This window comes from Salinisphaera aquimarina, assembly GCF_042643355.1.
Taxonomy (GTDB): Bacteria; Pseudomonadota; Gammaproteobacteria; order Nevskiales; family Salinisphaeraceae; genus Salinisphaera; species Salinisphaera aquimarina.
In genome coordinates this window covers 43,882-63,517 of the sequence record NZ_JBHRSS010000007.1, presented here as the reverse complement: position 1 = coordinate 63,517, position 19,636 = coordinate 43,882, and the positions used below count along the sequence as shown (strand labels likewise).

Below are 19,636 nucleotides of genomic sequence, written 5' to 3'. Positions count from 1 at the left end.
CTAGCGCTGCCTTTTTTATCTATCCAATATTATTTTTAGACAAATATTGATTGTTTTTACGAACTAATGGTCCAGTCGCTCTTGGCCAGATTCTTCGCCGCAGTCCGTAGTTCGTGACGGAAATTGTCCAGCAGGACCGACCGCTCGCCGTCGAGCTGCACCATGGCCAGCCAGGTTTCGGTCTCCGGCGCGGCGAGCGGCCGATAGACCACGCCGTCACGGCGCAGATGCCGGCTCGATCCGGGTAGTACCGACAATCCCAGACCGCTGGCGACCAGGCCGATGATGGTCTGAAGATGCAGCGCGCGCTGCACCACCTGGGGCGGGTGGCCGGCGGCCTGGAACAGCTGCAGGATATGGTCGTGAAAGCCCGGCACGTCCTGGCGACGAAAGAAGATCAGCGGCTGGGCGGCGATGTCCTCCATCGTCAGACGATCCTTCGAGGCCAGCGTGTGGTGTTCAGGCAGGGCTACGACCAGCGATTCGCGCAGCAACGGCTCTATATGAATACCCGGCGCGCTGAGTGGCAATCGCAGCAGGCCGAAACGGATACGGCCGTCATAGAGCGCGTCGACCTGGTGACCGCTGGCGATCTCGTTGAGCTGCAGGTCGACCGCCGGATAGCGTGCGCGAAAGGCGCGCAGGGCGGGCGGCAGAACGGTCAGCGTTGCGGAACTGATGAAGCCGAGCTCGAGACGGCCCTGCAGGCCGGATTCGGCGTGGCGGGTCACCTGCTTGGTATTTTCCAGCTCGGCCAGAATGGCTCGCGCGCGCTCGAGAAAAACCCGGCCGGCATCGGTGAGCGCGACCTGGCGCGTGCTGCGGGTGAGCAGGGCGATGCCCAGGGTCTCTTCGAGCTGGCGAATCTGCATGCTCAGCGGCGGCTGGGTCATGTGCAGACGCTGCGCGGCGTGGCCGAAGTGCTTTTCCTCGGCTACGGCGACGAAATAGCGTAGCTGGCGTATTTCCATGGTGATTGGTTTAGCGAACCAATAGAGGGCTTAAAAATATATTAGACGTGTTTATGGCGTCCCGCTATTTTCGACAGAACAGCGAACATGCGCAGTGCGCTACCTGTCGTGCGCGTCGCTTGCGAACAGTCACCGCATCGCGGCGCCGAGGAGTTGTCCCATGACCAGTCTCGAGTCGAGTCAAGATGAAGTCGGTCCGCTGCCACGAACGGCGCCGCCGGACTATACCGACCAACGCCTGTATGCGCGCACGCGAGCGGCGGTCGAGCGTGCCGTTACCATTATTCCCGACGCCTACCGCGAACAGGCGTTCTGGCAGGTCGAGCGTGAACAGGTGTTTGCCCGAAGCTGGGTGCCCGTGACCTGTTCGTCCCGGGTCGGCGGCAAGCGGATCGCCCAGGTGGTGGAACTGGCAGGCCGCGAGGTATTGATCTGGCGCAACCGCGATGGGCAACTGCGGGCCTTTCACAACGTCTGCCGGCATCGCGGTACCCAACTGCTGCCCCCGGGCTGCCACGAGCTGGCATTCAACGGCGTGCGTTGTCCGTACCACAGCTGGGCCTACGATCTGGACGGGCGCTGCATGGGCACGCCTTACTTCGAAGGCTCGGGTATCCCGCCCGAGATGAAGGCCGCCTTCGATACCGATGCCGCCAGCAATTTCGACAAGCGCGACTACGGCCTGCTGTCGGTGCATGTTGCCGAATGGGGCGGGCTGATTTTCATCAATCTGGCCGAAGAGACGGCGCCGCTCGAGACCCAGCTCGGTGATCTGCCGGGCCGGCTGGACCACTACCAGCTCCATGACTGGACCATCCAGGCCGATCGCGAGTATGAGGTCAACGCCAACTACAAGCTGATCGCCGAGAACTTCATGGAGTGCTACCACTTGCCCTGGGTACATCCCGAGCTGGTGTCGGTCTCCCCGGTGGAGAACCACTACCGCTGGCAGGGCAGGGGTTTGTATACCGGTATGTGCACCACGCCGATCAGCGCGGATACGCCGGCCGGCGGCTGGCAGAGTCTTCCTGCCTTCTCGGGCATCGGTGACAGGGATGCCGACACCGGCCGTTTCGTCCTTCTATTCCCGAATACGGCCATGGCGATCCTGCCGAACCACGTGTTCGTGCTCATTGCCCATCCGCTGGGCCCGGACAGGACCCGCGAAGAGACCTTCATCCTGTCGCATCCGGAATGCGTGGGTGACGGCGAGCTGGCCGCCCAGGGCATCGCCCAGCTCCATAGGTTCTGGGATCTGGTCAACCAGCAGGACATCGATATCGTCGAACGTGTCCAGCGGGGCTTGAACGGGCCCGCGTTTCCCGGCGGCCGGCTGTGCTATCACTTCGAGGAGCCGGTGCATCGCTTCCAGAACATGATCATCGACAAGATGGTCGGTATCGAGCGCATTCCCGAGGGCGACACCGAAGAGGCGATGCCGATGTTTCGTCCGCGTCGTACCTCGGTGCGGACAGGCTGATGGGATTGGCCGAACTATTGGCTCCGGCCCAGCCGCGCCTGTTCATTGGAGGGGGTTGGTGCGACGCCGCGGATGGGGCCACCTTCGATACCCGTGACCCGGCTCATGACGACTGCGTGCTGGCTGACGTGGCGCGCGGCGGTGCGCTCGATATCGATGCCGCCGTGACGGCCGCGCGCGCCGCTTGGCCGGCGTGGGCTGCTACGGCGCCGGCAGACCGCAGCGCCTGTCTGCGCCGCCTGGCCGACGCGGTGGAAGCGGCTGCCGAGACGCTGGCCACGATCGAGGTGCTCGACAACGGCAAGTCGTTGACACTGGCGCGCGCCGAGGTGGCCGGCTGCGTGGCTTATCTGCATTACTACGCCGGTGCGGCCGACAAGATTCAGGGCGAAACCGTGCCGCTGGGCGATGGTTATCTGGACTATGTGCAGCGCGAACCCCTGGGCGTAAGCGCGCATATCGTGCCCTGGAACGCGCCCTTGAGCATGCTTTGCCGCAGTCTGGCGCCGGCGTTGGCAGCGGGCAATACGGCGGTGGTCAAACCGGCCGAACAGACTCCGCTGAGCGCGCTCAAGCTGGCTCAGGTTCTGGCCGATGCCGGTCTGCCGAACGGCGTGTTCAATGTGGTGACCGGTTTTGGCAGCGAGGCCGGCGCAGCGCTGGCCGCCCATGCCGGCATCGATTCGATCACCTTCACCGGATCTGTGGCTACCGGGCGCGCGGTGTTGCGCGCGGCTGCCGAGCACGTCAAGCCGGTGGTTGTGGAACTGGGCGGCAAATCGCCGCAGCTGGTGTTCGCCGACGCCGGCCTGGAGCAGGTTGCACGGGAAGTCGTGAAGGGTATTTTCACCAACAGTGGCCAATACTGCGACGCCGGTTCGCGGCTGCTGGTCGAACAGTCGGTCGCCGAACCCCTCTGCGAGCGGGTCGTCGGCATCGCCCGCGAACTGAGCGTCGGTCCGGGTCTGGACGCGCCGGACCTCGGTCCCCTGGTTTCGCGCGAACACTTCGAGCGGGTATGCGGTTATATGACGCTGGCCCGCCAAGAGGGCGCGCGGGCGCTGATCGGCGGTGCGCCCCTGGATCGGCCCGGCTGTTTCGTGCCGCCTACCATCTATGCCGACGTGTCGCCGGCGATGCGTATCTATCGCGAGGAAATCTTCGGCCCGGTGCTCACCGTGACCCCGTTTGCCGACGAAGACGAGGCGCTGGCGCTGGCCAACGACTGCGACTACGGGCTTGCAGCCGGGGTGTTCACCGCGGATATCGACCGCGCGCTGCGCCTGGCATCGCGCATCGAGGCGGGCTATATCATGGTCAACGAGTATTTCGCCGGTGGCATCGGTGCCCCGTTCGGCGGCTGCAAGCTCAGTGGCTATAGTCGCGAACGCGGTCTTGTCGCGCTCGAAAACTATACGCGCACGCGCAACGTGGTGATCCGCTGGAAGACCGACCGGTGAGCCGGTGTCCGGCCATTGCCGACGGCTATGTGCCCAGCCCGCCGAAGGCGAGGAGATCTAATAGCCACCGGTCCTGCCTGACAGATGGCTATTTCTCGGACGCTTGCTGAAACAGGATCGCGCCGGGTTCGTTACGGATAGCGCGCGACGGCAGATCGGGCGGTGTCGTCTGCTTTCTGACCTTGGAGGGCTGATAGCCGAACAGCTTCAGAAAATGACGCGAGAAGTGGGCATTGTCGGAGAAGCCGCATTCGCTGCTGACTTCTGCCACGCTCCGATTCGTGTGCGACAGCAGCCAGAAGCCGTAGCGCAGGCGCAGGTCGCGGCCAAACTGGCTCGGGCTCATGCCCAGTTCGTCACGAAAGCCGCGTTCCAGCTGGCGGCGGGAGACGTCGAGTGCCGCAGCCAGTTCGTCCGTATGCAGCGGGTCGCTCAGCCGCTGCTCGATCATGAGCAGTGCACGACGTACGCGGTTGTCGCTCACGTTGTCATAGAAGGCCGGCTGCGGCTGGGCGGTGCTACCGCGGCGTGCGCGGTCGATGAGCATGATGCTCAGGCTCTTCTGGGCCCAGGCGCGGCCGATATGACGCTCGACCATCCAGGCGGCCAGATCCGCGGCGGCGATCCCGCCCGAGCAGGTGATACGGTCCGCGTCGACCACGAACAGCCGATCGGCCACGGGGATGACGTCCGGAAAACGCCGCGTCAGATCGTGATAGTGGTACCAGCTCACACAGCAGCGCCGCTTGTGCATGAGCCCGGCCTGGATCATGGCGAACGGCCCCGTGCACAGGCCGACCAGCGGCACGCCGGCGGCCGCGGCGCGACGCAGATACGTCACAGTCGCCGCATCCGCGGCCGGGCCGTCGGGCAGCAGGCCGCCCGAGACCACGACATAGTCGAATTGCTCTGGTGCCTGGAACGCTACACAGGGACCGACGGTGGCACCGCAACTCGACAGTGCCGTGGCGCCGTCCGGAGTCATGAAGGTCCAGCGGCAGTAGATCGGCCGGCTGGTATCGCCTTCGTCCGCGGCCAGTCGCAGACAATCGACGAATGCCGCGAATGGCAGCATGGTGAACTTCGGCATCAGCACGAAACCTACCGACAGCTGTGCCTGCGATAACGGGGCATGGCGGTCGGCGTGCGTCGGTTTCATTGGCTGGCAACCCTCGGCGCCTGCGTTGTTGTCCAGTCTAGCCCGGAGTATTCATCCATTGCACACGCCTTTGCTCGACTGCTGATTCCATGGGCCACGCCGGTCAGCCTGTGGCGAAAATTCTCGACGCATGTCGCAAACGTTCAAGTAATAGCGGCCGTGGCGGTATTCAATGGATCCGGTCAGGCATACAGCGTTGCGTTCTATCCGCGACAGGTTATCGGCATGCGCAGTTCAAAACTCGAAACAGGCGTGCCGGATGGAGAGATCGGCCCCCGCTCGATCAGCGCTCGAGGCCTGGTGTCAGAGTATCGGCTGTGTGCCGACGGAATCGGTCATGGCCGTTAGCCTGTTCGAATTGTTCAAGGTCGGCATCGGCCCGTCGAGCTCGCATACGGTCGGGCCGATGCGCGCGGCGCGCCGCTTTGCCATGGGCCTTGCAGACGACGGGCTGCTGCCCCGGGTCGCCGATGTGCGGGTCGAGCTGTATGGCTCGCTCGCCGCCACCGGGCGTGGGCACGGATCGGACAAGGCGGTGATGCTGGGGCTCGAAGGCGAGGACCCGGAAACCGTCGACGTCGAGAGCCTGGATGCCCGTGCCGAGGCGATCCGGGAGAGCCGCCAGCTGCGGCTGGCCGGACGGCAGCCGGTCGGTTTTCAGAACCGGCGCCAGCTGATCATGAACAAGCGCCACAGCCTGCCGGCCCATCCCAACGGCATGTGCTTCATCGCCCTTGATCGGGCCGGCGAGGTCATGGCCGAGCGTATCTTCTACTCGGTCGGCGGCGGTTTCGTGATCGAGCCCGATGCCGAGGGCCGCGCTCGTATCGTCGAGGATACGACCCCTCAGAAATACCCGTTTGAAAGTGCGGTCGAGCTGCTGGGTCACTGTGACCAACAGGACATCGCGATCAGCGATGTCATGCGCGCCAACGAACGCGCCTGGCGCAGCGACGCGGAAATCGACGCGGGCCTGCTGCAGCTGTGGTCTGTGATGGCCGCCTGTATCGATCGCGGTTGCGCGCAGCAGGGCACGCTGCCGGGTGGGATGCATGTCCGTCGGCGTGCCTTTCGCCTGGCCGCAAGTCTCAATGACAAGGCCGCCCAGGGCGATCCGCTGGATATTATGGATTGGGTCACCCTCTACGCGCTGGCGGTCAACGAAGAAAACGCCTCGGGTGGACGGGTGGTGACCGCGCCCACCAACGGGGCCGCCGGCATCATTCCAGCAGTGCTCAAGTATTACATCGTCTTTCGGAACGGCGATGACGAGGGGATCGCCCGCTTTTTGCTTACCGCGGCCGCCATCGGTCTGCTCTACAAGAAGAATGCCTCGATTTCCGGCGCCGAGGTCGGCTGTCAGGGCGAGGTCGGCGTGGCCTGTTCCATGGCGGCCGGCGCACTGGCGGAAGTACTGGGCGGCACGCCGGCCCAGGTCGAGAACGCCGCCGAGATCGGCATGGAACACAACCTGGGCCTGACCTGCGATCCGATCGGCGGCCTGGTTCAGGTGCCCTGTATCGAGCGCAACGCCATGGGATCGATCAAGGCCATGAGCGCCGCGCGCATGGCGCTGCGCGGCGACGGCGAGCACTACGTGTCGCTGGACAAGGTGATCAAGACCATGCGCGACACCGGCGCCGACATGAAGACGAAATACAAGGAGACGTCCCGTGGCGGTCTCGCCGTCAACGTCATCGAATGCTAAACCCGCAAGGCAACCCGCGATGAAAGCCAATCGATATTCCATCTTCAGCCTGGCGCGCAATGCGCTGAGCTATCACGAGAACTGGCAGCAGGCCTGGCGATCGCCGGAGCCCAAGCCCGCCTATGACGCCGTCATCGTCGGCGGCGGCGGGCACGGGCTGGCCACCGCCTACTATATGGCCAGGGAACACGGCATCACCAACGTCGCGGTGCTCGAGAAAGGCTGGATCGGCGGCGGCAACACCGGCCGCAACACGACCATTGTGCGTTCCAATTATCTCTGGGACGAAGCCGCCTGGCTGTACGAGAAATCGCTGCAGCTCTGGGAAGGGCTGACTCAGGACATCAACTACAACGTCATGTTCAGCCAGCGCGGCGTGTTCAATCTCGCGCATACGCTGCAAGACGTGCGCGATACCTGGCGGCGGGTCAACGCCAATCGTCTGAACGGTATCGACGCCGAATTCGTCACCGCTGAACAGATCAAGGCGCTGGTGCCGCACATCAACACCTCGCCGGATGCCCGTTATCCGATACTGGGTGCGTCGTTGCAGCGGCGTGCCGGCACGGCACGCCACGACGGCGTCGCGTGGGGCCTGGCCCGGGCGGCCGACGCGCGCGGCGTGGACATCATCCAGAACTGCGAGGTGACCGGCATCCGGCGCGAGGGTGGTCGGGTCACCGGCGTCGACACCACGCGCGGCTTCATCGGCGCGCCCAAGGTGGGCGTGGTGGTCGCCGGCCACGCCACCATGCTGGCCGACATGGCCGGTTTTCGCCTGCCGGTGGAAAGCCACCCCTTGCAGGCGCTGGTGTCCGAGCCGGTCAAGCCGATCCTCGACAGCGTGATCATGTCCAATCAGGTGCACGGCTATGTGAGCCAGTCGGACAAGGGCGAACTGGTCATCGGCGCGGGCATCGACGCCTATCTGGGCTATGGCCAGCGCGGCAGTTTTCCGGTGATCGAGCACACGCTGGCGGCGATCAAGGAGCTGTTTCCGATCTTTTCGCGTATGCGCATGCTGCGCCAGTGGGGCGGCATCGTGGATGTCACCCCCGATGCCTGCCCGATCCTGAGTCTGACCCCGGTCGAAGGCCTGTATTTCAACTGCGGCTGGGGCACCGGCGGCTTCAAGGCCACGCCCGGCTCGGGCTGGGCGTTCGCGCACACGATGGCGCGCAACGAGCCGCATGCGCTCAATGCGCCGTTCTCTATCGACCGTTTCGTGACCGGCCATCTCATTGATGAGCACGGCGCGGCCGGTGTCGCCCATTAAATATAAATGATCGGAGAGAAGCCGCGATGCTGCAGCTTGAATGCCCGTGGTGCGGGCCCCGCGACGAAGAAGAATTCGCCTACGGCGGCGAGGCGCATATCCTGCGCCCGGCCGAGCCGGATGCGGTAAGCGACGAGACCTGGGGCGATTATCTGTTCTTTCGCAGCAACGCGAAGGGGCTGCAGTCCGAGCAGTGGTGCCACAGCCACGGCTGTCGGCGCTGGTTCAATGTCGCGCGCGATACCGTGACCTACCGTGTGCACGCGGTGTATCGCATCGGCGAGCCCGTGCCGCAGATCACAACGCAGAGCCGATCATGAGCGGTTATCGACTGCGCCAGGGCGGGCGTATCGATCGCGACCGGCGGCTCGAATTCACCTTCAACGGTCGGCCGCTGTACGGCTACGCGGGCGATACGCTGGCGTCGGCGTTGATCGCCAACGGTGTGGACATCGTCGCGCGCAGCTTCAAGTATCGACGTCCGCGCGGCATCGTCGGCGCCGGCGCCGAAGAGCCCAATGCCATCCTGCAACTGGGCGAGGGCGCGCGCACGCTGCCGGTTCAGCGCGCGACCCAGACCGAACTCTATTACGGGCTCGCGGCGCGCATGGTCAACTGCTGGCCGAGCGCGGATTTCGATCTCAGTGGCGCGCTCGGCTGGGCCTCGCGGTTGCTGCCTGCGGGCTTCTATTACAAGACCTTCAAGTGGCCGGCGAGCTACTGGAAACACTACGAGCATGTCATCCGCGCCGGCGCCGGGCTGGGCCATGCGCCCAATGACGCCGATGCGGATACCTACGACAAGCGCAATGCCCACTGCGACGTGCTGATCGTCGGCGCGGGCCCGGCCGGTCTGGCCGCCGCGCTGGCCGCCGGCCGCAGCAGTGCGCGCGTGATTCTCGCCGACGAGAGCAGCGAATTCGGCGGCAGTCTGCTGGGCAGCAACGAGCGCCTCGACGACCGGCCGGCGACGGCATGGGTCGAAGGCGCGCGTGCCGAATTGGCGGCCATGCCCGAGGTGACGCTGCTGCCGCGTGCCACGGTGTTCGGTTATTACGATCACAATTTTCTGACCATCCTCGAGCGTCTGACCGATCATCTGCCGGCGACGCAGGCCCAGGGGCCGCGCCAGCGGCTGTGGCGGCTGCGCGCGAAGCAGGTGGTGGTCGCGACCGGGGCGATCGAGCGCCCGCTGGTGTTCGGCGACAACGATCGGCCCGGGGTGATGCTGGCCTCTGCGGTGTCCACCTATGTCAACCGCTATGCGGTGGCGCCGGGGCGGCGTGCGGTCGTGTTCGCCAACAACGACAACGGTTATCGCACCGCACTGGATCTGCATCGGGCGGGCGTTGCCGTGGCCGCGGTGGTGGATTCACGCCGTGATGTGGACGGCGTCTGGGCGCAGGCCGTGCATTCGCTTGGGCTCAACATCATGCCCGGCCAGGTCGTGGTCCAGGCCCGTGGGCGCCATCGCGTCACCGGCGCGCGTACCGCGCTGCTCGCGGCCGACGGCAAGAGCCTGGCCGGCGAAGGCCCGCGTCTGGACTGTGACCTGATCGCCATGTCCGGCGGCTTCAGCCCGGTGGTGCATCTGCAGTCGCAGTCGGGTGCGCGCCCGCGCTTCGATGAAACCCGCGCCTGTTTCGTGCCCGGCGATCCGGTCCAGGCCGAGCGTTCCGCCGGGGCCGCTCGTGGCACGTGGGATACCGCCGGTTGCCTGCGCGAGGGCAGCGAGGCCGGCGCGGCCGCCGCCGCGGCCTGCGGTTTCGAAATGGCGGTGGGCGCGCATCCGGCGAGCACGGCCGTCGCCGAAACGCCGCTGGTACCGCTCTGGCGCGTGCCCGGCCTCAAGCCCGTGGGGCGCGACGCCAAGCAGTTCGTGGATTACCAGAACGACACCACCGCGGCCGACATCCATCTGGCCATTCGCGAAAACTACACCTCCATCGAGCACGTGAAGCGCTACACCGCGCTCGGTTTCGGTACCGATCAGGGCAAGCTCGGCAATATCAACGGTATGGCGATCGTGGCCGAACGACTGGGCAAGCCGCTGGCCGCGGTCGGCACCACCACGTTCCGGCCGGCCTATACGCCGGTCACCTTCGGCGCCATCGCCGGGCGCGATGTCGGCGCGCTGCTGGACGCGACGCGCTATACGCCCATGCACGCCTGGCACGTGGCCCGTGGTGCGGTGTTCGAAAACGTCGGCCAGTGGAAGCGGGCACGCTATTACCCGCTGCCCGGCGAGACCATGCAACAGGCGGTGGAGCGCGAATGCCTGGCCACGCATAACGCGGTCGGCGTGCTGGATTATTCGACCCTGGGCAAGATCGATATCCAGGGCCCGGACGCCGCCGAGTTTCTCGACCGCGTCTATACCAACAACTGGCAGAAGCTGGCGGTGGGGCGTTGTCGCTACGGCATGATGCTGGGCGAGGACGGCATGGTCATGGACGACGGCGTGACCGCCCGACTCGGCGAACAGCACTATCTGATGACCACCTCGACCGGCAACGCCGCCCACGTCATGGCATGGCTGGAGCGCTGGCTGCAGACAGAATGGCCGCAGCTCGAGGTCTATCTGACATCGGTGACCGATCACTGGGCCACGGTCTCCATCGCCGGGCCGAGCAGCCGTGATCTGGTCAGCGAGATCTGCGCGGGCATCGATTTCTCGGCCGAGGCGTTCGCCTTCATGTCGATTCGCGAAGGTACCGCGGCCGGGGTGCCGGCGCGCGTGGCGCGGGTCAGCTTCACCGGCGAACTGTCGTTCGAGATCAACGTGCCGGCCGAGCACGGCCGGTATCTATGGGATACGGTGATGGCGGTCGGCGAAAAATATGGTGCGACCCCCTACGGCACCGAGACCATGCACGTGCTGCGGGCGGAGAAGGGTTTCATCATCGTCGGTCAGGACACCGACGGCTCGGTGACGCCCGCCGATCTGGGCATGGCCGGCCTGCTGAGCACGAAGAAGGATTTCATCGGCCGGCGCTCGCTGGCGCGTTCCTATCTGCAGCGCGACGATCGTCGTCAGCTGGTGGGGCTGCTCACCGACGATCCGGCCGAGGTCCTGCCCGAGGGTGCGCAGCTTATCGATTCGGCAACCTACCAGACGCCGGTGCCGATGGTCGGCTTTGTCACCTCCAGCTATTACAGCGCCCGGGTCGGGCGCTCGATCGCGCTGGCCCTGGTCGAAGGTGGACGCGAGCGCTTCGACGACGCCATTTTTGCACCGCTCGCCGAGGGTCGCGTGATCGCCGCGCGTATCTGCAGCCCCGTATTCTTTGATGCTCAAGGGAGTCGCCAGAATGTCCAGTCCAGTCCAGAGCCAAAGTCCGCTGAGCATGATCGCCGACGCCGGTCTGCCGGGGCTGTTGATACGTGAACTACCGGCTCGCGGGATATTGAATCTACGCGGGCAGACCGAACAAAAGGTCTTCACCGAAGCCGTGAGTTCGATGGTGGCACTCGAGCTGCCGGGGCCCAATGCCAGTGCGGTCAACGACAAGCTGACCGTGCTCGGGCTGGCGCCGGACGAGTGGCTGTTGCTGACTGCGGCGGGCGACCAGGCTGATCTGGCGGCGGATCTGCGTACGGCATTCGGCAGCACGTTCGCCGCAGTCACCGATGTCAGCAGTGGTTATGCCACGCTCGAAATCAGCGGCGCCGGCGCGCGCGAGTTGCTGGCGCGCGGCTGTTCGATCGATCTGCACCCGCGCGTGTTCGGGACCGGGCGTTGTGTACAGACCCTGCTGGCCAAGGCCGGCGTGATCCTGATGTACGCCGATGATCGACCCGTGTTCGAGGTGATGGTGCGGCGCAGCCTGGCCGATTATCTGTGGCGCTGGCTACACGACGCGGCCCGCGATGTCGGCTTCGCGCGTGCGGGCGCTTGAGGCAGGATAGGGAGGCTAGGGCGTGTTGCCGTCTGGCCCGACGCCGCGCCAGCGGCCATTTTTTTGCGAGACAAGGCGCAGTGCGCGTCGTGTAGCCGTGCTACATAAGCGTGCTGCAACGCTGTATTGCAGGAAAATGGACGCTGTCCCGAAGGGTTGCGCCCCAAAATCGGTCCATACGGCGTTGCGCGGTTTGACCCTAGAATGACTAGGGTCGGCACCACGCGCCTTGTCTGGCCCAATTTTGGGGTGCAACGCGGGGCCGCGCCAGACGGCAATACGCCCTAGTTCGTACCAACACCCGATTTGCCGCGCGACGAGCGATGATCCACGGACAGCGCGTCGCGGGCGGCCATGGACGCCGATCGGCTGCGGCGCTCGCGGCTGGGCGGCTGCCCGAAAAAATCGTGGTAGCACTTGCTGAAATGCGGCGGCGAGGAGAATCCGCAGGCCAGACCCACCTCGATGATGGATAGATTGGTCTGCAGCAGAAACTGGCGCGCGCGTGCCAGGCGCAGTTCGAGGTAATAGCGGGTCGGCACGCAGTTGAGATATTTCTTGAACAGGCGTTCGAGCTGACGGCGCGACACGCCGACGAGACGGGCGAGGTCGTCCAGGCTCAACGGCTCCTCGATATTGGCCTCCATCAGCGATACCGCTTCCACGAGCTTGGGCTGGCTGGTGCCCAGGTGCACGCGCAGGGGAATGCGCTGCATGTCGCTGACGTTGCGAATGCGCTCGTGGATGAACTCCTCGCAGATCGCCTCGGCCAGGGACTGGCTTTTCTGGCGGCCGATGATGTTGAGCATCATGTCCAGCGGCGCGATGCCGCCGGCGCAGGTATAGCGATCACGGTCGATCACGAACAATTCGGAGGTGAAGATCGTCTTCGAGAACTGCTGTTCTTCATCCATGCTGGAAATGTTCTCCCAGTGGATGGTGCAACGATAGCCTTCCAGCAGATGAGCGCGGGCAAGCACGTAGGAGCCGGTGCACAGCGCGCCGAGCTCGACCTTGTGACGAGCCTGCTCGCGCAGCCATGCCAGCAGCCGTCGGTCGCAATTGTCCTGGATGCCGGTGCCGCCGCAGACGAACAGCATGTCGAGCGGCCCGGCGTTGTGGATGTCGCTGTCGGCGGCCACCGCGAGGCCGTTGCTGGCCGGTACCGGCGTGCCGTCCATGCTGATGACCGTCCACTCGTACAGCGGCAGGCCCGACAGCTGGTTGGCCATGCGCAACGGCTCGACCGCAGTCGAGAACGCGATCGCCGAATAATTGGGCACTTGCAGAAACCCGATCCGGGTCGCACGGGGCGTATCAGCTGTCGCGGGCGTCACGGCATTCCCCCGTATCTCGGCGGGAATGAAGTCGTTTGTGCGGGCGTCTTGTCGGGCTAGTCACGGTCGTGTTCAGCTCTTTGTGCAGGCGGCCCCGTCCTCGCAGTTCAAATTTATGACCCATCGGGGGCCGCGATGCAAGTGCTTTCAATGCAATGATTTGCGCGCTGTCGTGCGGATACATATCCATGTCGCCTTTAGGACAATCCGCTACTCGAGGGCTCGCTAATCTTTATCGCGAGTTCGGTGTCGGCCTTACACCCGCAATGGATCGGCCAGGCCGGACGTCTGTGGCGCTCCCGAATATCGACGGTCGGCCCGCCGGGCCGAAGGTGAATCGAGATGATTAACGACGACCTGCTGTCCCCCGCTGTACTCGAACAGATCAACCGCCCGACCGCGGACGCGATCTGTCTGCCCAACGAGGCGTATACGCATGATTCTTTCCTGGAACGCGAGCGCAGCGAAATCTTCGACCGCCAATGGGTGTTCGCTGCGGTCGGCGCGCAGATTCCCAGACGGGGCGACGTGCTTCCGGTCGAGATCGCCGGTCGCCCGGTTGTGCTCACGCGCAATCGCAACGGCGAGGTCAGGGCGTTTCACAATGTCTGTCGCCACCGCGGCCTGCAGCTGGTCAGTGATCGCAAGCAGGGCTGCGCGACGCTGGTCTGCCCATACCATTCCTGGGCCTATTCGCTGGACGGTGAACTGAAGAAGACGCCGCATTTCGGCGGCCATGACTGCGACGACGCGCCGGGTCTGGACCGCAGCGAATATGGCTTGGCCGGCATCCGCTGTGAGATGTGGCACGACCTGATCTTCCTGAATCTCTCCGGCGATGCCGCGGCGCTGGAGCACAGCCTGGGGCCGCTGCAGGCGCGCTGGGCCGACTATGACCTGACGTTGCTGCGCCACGGCGGCACGGCGACCTTCGACGTCGCGACCAACTGGAAACTGGCGGTCGAGAACTTCGTGGAAAGCTATCACCTGCCGTGGACGCATCCGTCGCTGAACGGATATTCGCGCATGCAGGCGCACTTCAACATGCTCGAGCCGACCTATCTCGGCCAGGGCAGCACCGGCTATGACTCGGTGGCCGCGGGCCATCCCGACCTGCCCATGTTTCCGGGCCTGTCCGAGCAGGCGCGCAGAACGGCCGAATATCCTTATGTGATGCCCAATCTGCTGCTCGGCATGCATCCGAGCTATCTGTTCGTTTTCGGCATTCAGCCGGTCACGCCCGAGCGCACGCGCGAAGTATTCCACTTCTATTACGTGGGTGACGCGGCGATGACCGACGAACTGGCGGCCCAGCGCAGCAAGCCGATCGACAGCTGGCTCGGCATCAATGCCGAAGACATCGTGATGATCGAGGGCATGCAGCGCGGCCGGCGTTCGCCGGGTTATGTGAACGGGCGCTTCTCGCCGTATCACGAAGTCACGACCCACGAATTCCAGCGCCGGGTGGCCAATCAGCTCTCGCGTTCGATGCCGGTTGCCGAAGCGGCTTTCAGTTAACACTCTTCACGCAAGGAAGCACGCCATGTCAGTACAAGCCAATGCCATCGTGGTCGTGGGTAGCGGACTGAGCGGTTATACGCTGATCCGTCAGCTGCGGGCCTACGATCCCGGCCGGCCGGTCACGCTGGTCACCGCCGACGGCGGCGAGGTGTATTCCAAGCCGTTGCTGTCGAATGCGCTGGCCCAGCACCAGACGCCCGACTCCATGATCCAGAAGTCGGCGCAGGCCAAGGCCGCGGAACTCGGCGTGCAACTGGTGACCCACTGCCGGGTGCTGGATATCGATGCCGATGCGCGCGTGCTGCACACCACGCGCGGCGATATCGGCTACGGCGATCTGGTGCTGGCCACCGGCGGCCGTCAGCGTGTGATCGTGCCCGACGCGGCGGACGCGCGCTGGATCGATACGGTCAACAACCTCGATGACTACCGGCGCTGGTATGCCAAGCTCGAATCCGGCGTGCAGCGGGTGTTGCTGATCGGCGCCGGCCTGATTGGCTGTGAGTTCGCTGACGATCTGATGCACCGAGGCATCGGCGTGACCATGGTTGACCCGGCGCCGTGGCCGTTGTCGCGACTGGTGCCGGAAGCACTGGGCGCGACGCTTGCGAACGCGCTGAGTGAAAACGGCGCAGACGTGCGCACCGGCCGCCATGTCAAACGCCTCGAGCGCGAAGGCGACGGCTTCCGGGCCACGCTGGATGACGGCTCGCCGGTGGCGGCCGATCTGGTGATGTCGGCGGTCGGGCTCGTTCCGGAGACGGAGCTTGCCCGTTCGGCCGGGGTGCAGGTCGCCCAGGGCGTGCTGGTGGACGAGCGTCTGGCGACTTCGGATCCGCATATCTATGCCATGGGCGATTGTGCCCAGACCGGGGCCGGGGTGCTGCCTTATATCCTGCCGCTGATGGCACAGGCGAAAGTGCTGGCACAGGTGCTGGCCGGCCAGGACGTGCGCCTGACCATGAAAGCCATGCCGGTGGTGGTCAAGACGTCCAGCCTGCCGCTTGTGGTCTGCCCCCCGCGGGTGGATGCGGCCGGCCAGTGGCAGGTCGAAGGCAGTGGTCGCCACCTCAAGGCCGTGTTTCGCGGTACGGCAGGCGATCCGCTGGGCTTCGCGCTGGCCGGCAACGCATCCGCCGAACGCGGCGAACTGAGCCGCACAATGCCCCCGCTTCTGGCCTAGTGCCCCATGACGCAGCAACCGATGACGAGCCAGTCGCCGTGATATCCGGAACACGACCAACACGCGGGATAACATGCCGCATATAGTCGTAATCGACCGCTACGGGGGCGAGCACCGTCTGGAGGCCGCGCCAGGGCGCAAGGTCATGGAGATCATCCGCGACGCCGGTCTGCCGATCGAAGCGTCCTGTGGTGGCTGCTGTGCGTGCGCGACCTGTCATTGCTATATCGACGACGGCTGGCTACATGCGCTCGCGCCCGCCGATGTCGAGGAGCTGGATATGCTCGATATGGCCTTCGACGTGGAGGCGCAATCGCGTCTGACCTGCCAGATCCGGTTTTCCGAGGCCCTGGACGGTCTGCGTCTGACGCTGGCGCCGAATTAGCCGCGCCAGCCATTCGAGCAGGCGTCGTTCGGGAGCAGGGCGGCGCTTGTCCTTGTCTACGGCATCCCGCGCTATGGCATCCCGAGGGCGTTGGGCAGGCCGAGCGACACGATCGGCACATAAGTAATCAGCAGCAGGAAGCCGATCAGCAGGATCAGCCAGGGCGCGGAGGCGCGGATCACCTTGGTCAGTGGCTGACCGGTGACCACCGAGGCCACGAACAGATTCAGCCCGGTCGGCGGGGTGAGCATGCCGATCTCCATGTTCACGACCATGATCACGCCGAGATGGATCGGGTCCACGCCCAGCTTGGTGGCGATCGGGAACAGGATCGGCGCCAGGATCAGGATGATCGCCGACGGCTCCATGAAGCTGCCGGCGATCAGCAGCACCACGTTGAGCACGAGCAGGAAGGTCACCTGCGAGAAGCCCTGTTCGACCACCCACTGGGTGATCGTCTGCGGAATCTGTTCGGTGGTCAGCACATGCGCGAACAGCATGGCGTTGGCGATGATGAACATCAGCACCACGCTGAGCTTGGCGGCGTCCAGAATCACGCGCGGGCAATCGCTGGGCTTGATATCGCGATAGACCACCAGGGCCACGAACGCCGCATAGACGGCGGCCACGGCCGCGGCTTCGGTCGGTGTGAACACGCCCGAATAGATGCCGCCGAGAATGATCACGATCAGCAGCAGGCCCCAGATCGACTTGCGGGCCGAGGTCAGCCATTCGCGAAAACTCACCCGCGGCTGGGCCGGCATTTTCTTGATACGGGCAATGATATAGATCGCGATCATCAGCAGCAGGCCGAGCACCACGCCCGGCACCACACCGGCCATGAACAGCTTGCCCACCGAGGTCGAGGTGGCAGCAGCATAGACGACCATCACGATCGAGGGCGGAATCAGAATACCCAAAGTGCCGGCGTTGCAGACGATGCCGGTCGCAAAGGACTGGGTATAGCCCGAACGCACCATGCCGGCGATCACGATCGAGCCGACCGCGGCGACGGTCGCCGGCGACGAGCCGGACAGCGCCGCGAACAGCACACAGGCCAGCACCGAGGCGATCGGCAGGCCGCCGCGGATATGGCCGACGCTGGCGTTGGCGAAGTTGATCAGCCGTTGGGCGACGCCGCCGCTGGTCATGAACGCGCCGGACAGCAGGAAGAACGGAATCGCGAGCAGGGTGTAGTGATCAGAGGTGGCGAACAGTTTGATCGCAAGCGACTGCAGCGAGTCCTGGCTGAACAATAGAATGGTGAGCGCGCTCGACAGGCCCAGCGATACCGCGATCGGCACGCCGATGAACATCAGCAGGAACAGAATGGCGAACAGGAAGGCGATCGTCATCGCGGCGACTGCGTTGTGCTGGTGGTCGAGGCCGCGCTATCCGCGGCCTTGCTTTCTTCCAGATGGCGCTCCATCAACGACAGGGCATCGCTGGCTTCGTTGGATTGCTCCAGACCCAGCTGCTTGCCGCGCAGGATATTGATCAGTACCTCGACGAGACGGGCGACGACCAGCGCCATGCCGATCGGCTCGACGAGGGCGATATGCCACTCCTTGATGCCGAATACGTCCAGATCCTCGGCGCCGATGTTGTTGACCATCAGCGACTGCAGCCAGGTGAAGCTCGAAACCATCAGCAGGCCGGCATAGCCGATGAATATCAGACAGGCGAGTATGCCGAATACGCGCTGCAGGCGTTCCGGGAACAGCCGCACCAGCAGGTCCACGCCGATATGTGCGCCGATGCGCACGCAGTAGGCCACGCCGACGAAAATCATCCAGGCGAACAACGACGTGGTGACCGCCAGGCTCCAGGTCATCTGCTGGGCCAGCGACAGCAGGAAATCACCGACCGCGAAGGCCGGTGTTTCCAGTGCCGGAACCGCATCGGCCAGATCGTAGAACAGGCCGTAGAGATTGGTGACCGCCACATACGCGAAGGTCACCAGCGTCATCCCCGTCAGACAGAAGACCACGATGCCTTCTTCCAGACGAGCCCATGCGCGCATCAGCATCTAGGGTTACCGCGCTCTCGTGTCCAGACCGGGCCGACGGCTCAGGATTGGTTGGATTCCTGCGCGGCCTTGATCAGATCGGGGCCGATCTCGTCGCTGAACTGCTCGACGACCGGGGTCATGGCATCACGCCATTCCTTCAGCTGGGCCTTGTCCAGCTCATGCACTTCGGTGCCACCGGCGTCGATGATGTCCTGTTTGGCCTGCTGGTTGAGTTCGCCGGCCTTGTCGTTCACCGACTTGGTGACCTGGGCGATGATGTCATCGAGCTGGGTGCGCACGTCGTCGGGCAGACCCTTCCAGAACTTGGCGTTGGTGATCAGCATGTAGTCGAGCACGCCGTTGTTGGACTCGGTCATGTCGCTCTGGACTTCGTTCCACTTCTGGCTGTAGATGTTCGACCAGGTGTTGCCGCCCTGACCGTCGACCACGCCCGTCTGCATGCCCTGGTAGACCTCGCCGAACGCCATCTTGCGGGGCACGGCGTGCAGTTCGTTGATCTGGGCGGCGAGCACGTTGGAGGGCTCCACGCGCAGCTTCATGCCACGTGCGTCGCGCGGTGTGAGCAGCGGTTCGTTGGCGGTCATCTGGCGCATGCCGTTATGCCAGTAGGCCAGGCCCAGAATATTGTGGCCCTGCATGGATTTGAGAATCTTCTGGCCACCGTCGCCTTCTTCGAAGCGGGTCACGGCTTCGAGGTTGTCGAACAGGAACGGCAGATCGAACAACTGCACGCTGCTGCTGTACTGGCCGAGCTTGGCCATCGACGGTGCCAGCAGCTGCACATCGCCGGTCAGCAGCGCGTTTAGGCCCTTGGTGTCGTCGTACAGCGAGGAATTCGGATAGACCTCGATCTTGACCTTGTCGCCGAGCTTTTCCTTGACCAGTTTCTGCAGCAGCTGCGCGCCCTGACCCTTGGGCGTGTCGTTGGCCACGACATGCGAGAACTTGATCACGATCGGCTTGGAGTTGGCCGCCATCGCCTGCCCGGGCAGTGCCAGTGCGACGACGCAGCCGACAGCAAAAACGATGGATTTGAATGTGTACTGGCGCATGGCCTGATCCCTTCTTTTCTGAGAGTTGTACATGAAGACGTCGTTGGCCGGGACTGGCCGCGATCCTGACGATCACTGGCGTTGCCCGGGAGCCCGCGAACGGCTGCTTTCAAGTAGTGCGAAACTAGTGCAAATTGCAGTCAAGCAATATTGGCGATTAGTGGCATCCGCCC

At 64.5% G+C, this 19,636-nt stretch carries 16 protein-coding genes; 10 read left to right on the top strand and 6 right to left on the bottom strand.

Annotation, left to right across the window (positions count from 1 at the left end; genetic code table 11):
• Nucleotides 1–56: 56 nt before the first annotated feature.
• Nucleotides 57–971 carry a LysR family transcriptional regulator gene (locus tag ACFOSU_RS14770; RefSeq protein WP_380690703.1) on the bottom strand — a complete coding sequence of 305 codons (915 nt, stop codon included), beginning with the start codon at nt 969–971 and terminating at the stop codon, nt 57–59.
• Between the two features lie 160 nt (nt 972–1,131).
• Here ACFOSU_RS14770 and ACFOSU_RS14765 point away from each other — a divergent pair, with 160 nt between their 5' ends.
• Both ACFOSU_RS14765 and ACFOSU_RS14760 read left to right on the top strand, forming a co-directional pair.
• Complete coding sequence (locus ACFOSU_RS14765) at nt 1,132–2,451, top strand: aromatic ring-hydroxylating oxygenase subunit alpha (protein ID WP_380690702.1); 1,320 nt, start codon at nt 1,132–1,134, stop codon at nt 2,449–2,451.
• The gene (locus ACFOSU_RS14760; RefSeq protein ID WP_380690701.1) at nt 2,451–3,911 is read left to right on the top strand and encodes an aldehyde dehydrogenase family protein; all 1,461 of its coding nucleotides are present in this window, start codon (nt 2,451–2,453) and stop codon (nt 3,909–3,911) included. The genes ACFOSU_RS14765 and ACFOSU_RS14760 overlap by 1 nt, the downstream gene beginning before the upstream one ends.
• A gap of 88 nt (nt 3,912–3,999) precedes the next feature.
• On the opposite strand, the gene ACFOSU_RS14755 is transcribed toward ACFOSU_RS14760, so the two are convergent.
• Nucleotides 4,000–5,070: a GlxA family transcriptional regulator gene (locus ACFOSU_RS14755; RefSeq protein WP_380690700.1), complete on the bottom strand. Its 1,071-nt coding sequence runs from the start codon at nt 5,068–5,070 to the stop codon at nt 4,000–4,002.
• 337 nt (nt 5,071–5,407) lie between these two features.
• Here ACFOSU_RS14755 and ACFOSU_RS14750 point away from each other — a divergent pair, with 337 nt between their 5' ends.
• Genes ACFOSU_RS14750 through ACFOSU_RS14730 form a run of 5 tightly spaced genes read left to right on the top strand, consistent with a single transcriptional unit; the run spans nt 5,408 to nt 11,953 of the window.
• Entirely contained in the window at nt 5,408–6,778 is a 1,371-nt protein-coding gene (locus ACFOSU_RS14750; RefSeq protein WP_380690699.1) for an L-serine ammonia-lyase, read from the top strand.
• A gap of 19 nt (nt 6,779–6,797) precedes the next feature.
• On the top strand, nt 6,798–8,054 hold the full coding sequence (locus ACFOSU_RS14745; protein WP_380690698.1) for a sarcosine oxidase subunit beta family protein: 1,257 nt from the start codon (nt 6,798–6,800) through the stop codon (nt 8,052–8,054).
• Between the two features lie 26 nt (nt 8,055–8,080).
• Nucleotides 8,081–8,374 carry a sarcosine oxidase subunit delta gene (locus tag ACFOSU_RS14740; RefSeq protein ID WP_380690697.1) on the top strand — a complete coding sequence of 98 codons (294 nt, stop codon included), beginning with the start codon at nt 8,081–8,083 and terminating at the stop codon, nt 8,372–8,374.
• Nucleotides 8,371–11,442: a sarcosine oxidase subunit alpha family protein gene (locus ACFOSU_RS14735; protein ID WP_380690696.1), complete on the top strand. Its 3,072-nt coding sequence runs from the start codon at nt 8,371–8,373 to the stop codon at nt 11,440–11,442. Before ACFOSU_RS14740 ends, ACFOSU_RS14735 begins: the two co-directional genes overlap by 4 nt.
• Nucleotides 11,366–11,953: a sarcosine oxidase subunit gamma gene (locus tag ACFOSU_RS14730; RefSeq protein ID WP_380690695.1), complete on the top strand. Its 588-nt coding sequence runs from the start codon at nt 11,366–11,368 to the stop codon at nt 11,951–11,953. Before ACFOSU_RS14735 ends, ACFOSU_RS14730 begins: the two co-directional genes overlap by 77 nt.
• A 284-nt stretch (nt 11,954–12,237) precedes the next feature.
• Here the strand turns inward: ACFOSU_RS14730 and ACFOSU_RS14725 are convergent, their stop codons facing one another.
• Nucleotides 12,238–13,290: a GlxA family transcriptional regulator gene (locus ACFOSU_RS14725; protein WP_380690694.1), complete on the bottom strand. Its 1,053-nt coding sequence runs from the start codon at nt 13,288–13,290 to the stop codon at nt 12,238–12,240.
• A gap of 342 nt (nt 13,291–13,632) precedes the next feature.
• Here ACFOSU_RS14725 and ACFOSU_RS14720 point away from each other — a divergent pair, with 342 nt between their 5' ends.
• From ACFOSU_RS14720 to ACFOSU_RS14710, 3 genes are all read left to right on the top strand, one after another.
• A complete protein-coding gene (locus ACFOSU_RS14720) occupies nt 13,633–14,808 on the top strand; it encodes an aromatic ring-hydroxylating oxygenase subunit alpha (protein WP_380690693.1) in 1,176 nt (391 codons plus the stop codon).
• A 25-nt stretch (nt 14,809–14,833) separates the two neighbouring features.
• A complete protein-coding gene (locus ACFOSU_RS14715; RefSeq protein WP_380690692.1) occupies nt 14,834–15,994 on the top strand; it encodes an NAD(P)/FAD-dependent oxidoreductase in 1,161 nt (386 codons plus the stop codon).
• Between the two features lie 73 nt (nt 15,995–16,067).
• On the top strand, nt 16,068–16,379 hold the full coding sequence (locus ACFOSU_RS14710; protein ID WP_380690691.1) for a 2Fe-2S iron-sulfur cluster-binding protein: 312 nt from the start codon (nt 16,068–16,070) through the stop codon (nt 16,377–16,379).
• 71 nt (nt 16,380–16,450) lie between these two features.
• Here ACFOSU_RS14710 and ACFOSU_RS14705 read toward each other — a convergent pair whose 3' ends face one another.
• The 3 genes from ACFOSU_RS14705 to ACFOSU_RS14695 are packed head-to-tail and all read right to left on the bottom strand — an operon-like array spanning nt 16,451 to nt 19,463.
• Nucleotides 16,451–17,734 carry a TRAP transporter large permease gene (locus tag ACFOSU_RS14705; RefSeq protein WP_380690690.1) on the bottom strand — a complete coding sequence of 428 codons (1,284 nt, stop codon included), beginning with the start codon at nt 17,732–17,734 and terminating at the stop codon, nt 16,451–16,453.
• Entirely contained in the window at nt 17,731–18,408 is a 678-nt protein-coding gene (locus ACFOSU_RS14700) for a TRAP transporter small permease (RefSeq protein WP_380690689.1), read from the bottom strand. Before ACFOSU_RS14700 ends, ACFOSU_RS14705 begins: the two co-directional genes overlap by 4 nt.
• Before the next feature lie 41 nt (nt 18,409–18,449).
• Nucleotides 18,450–19,463: a DctP family TRAP transporter solute-binding subunit gene (locus ACFOSU_RS14695; RefSeq protein WP_380690688.1), complete on the bottom strand. Its 1,014-nt coding sequence runs from the start codon at nt 19,461–19,463 to the stop codon at nt 18,450–18,452.
• Between the last annotated feature and the right edge of the window lie 173 nt (nt 19,464–19,636).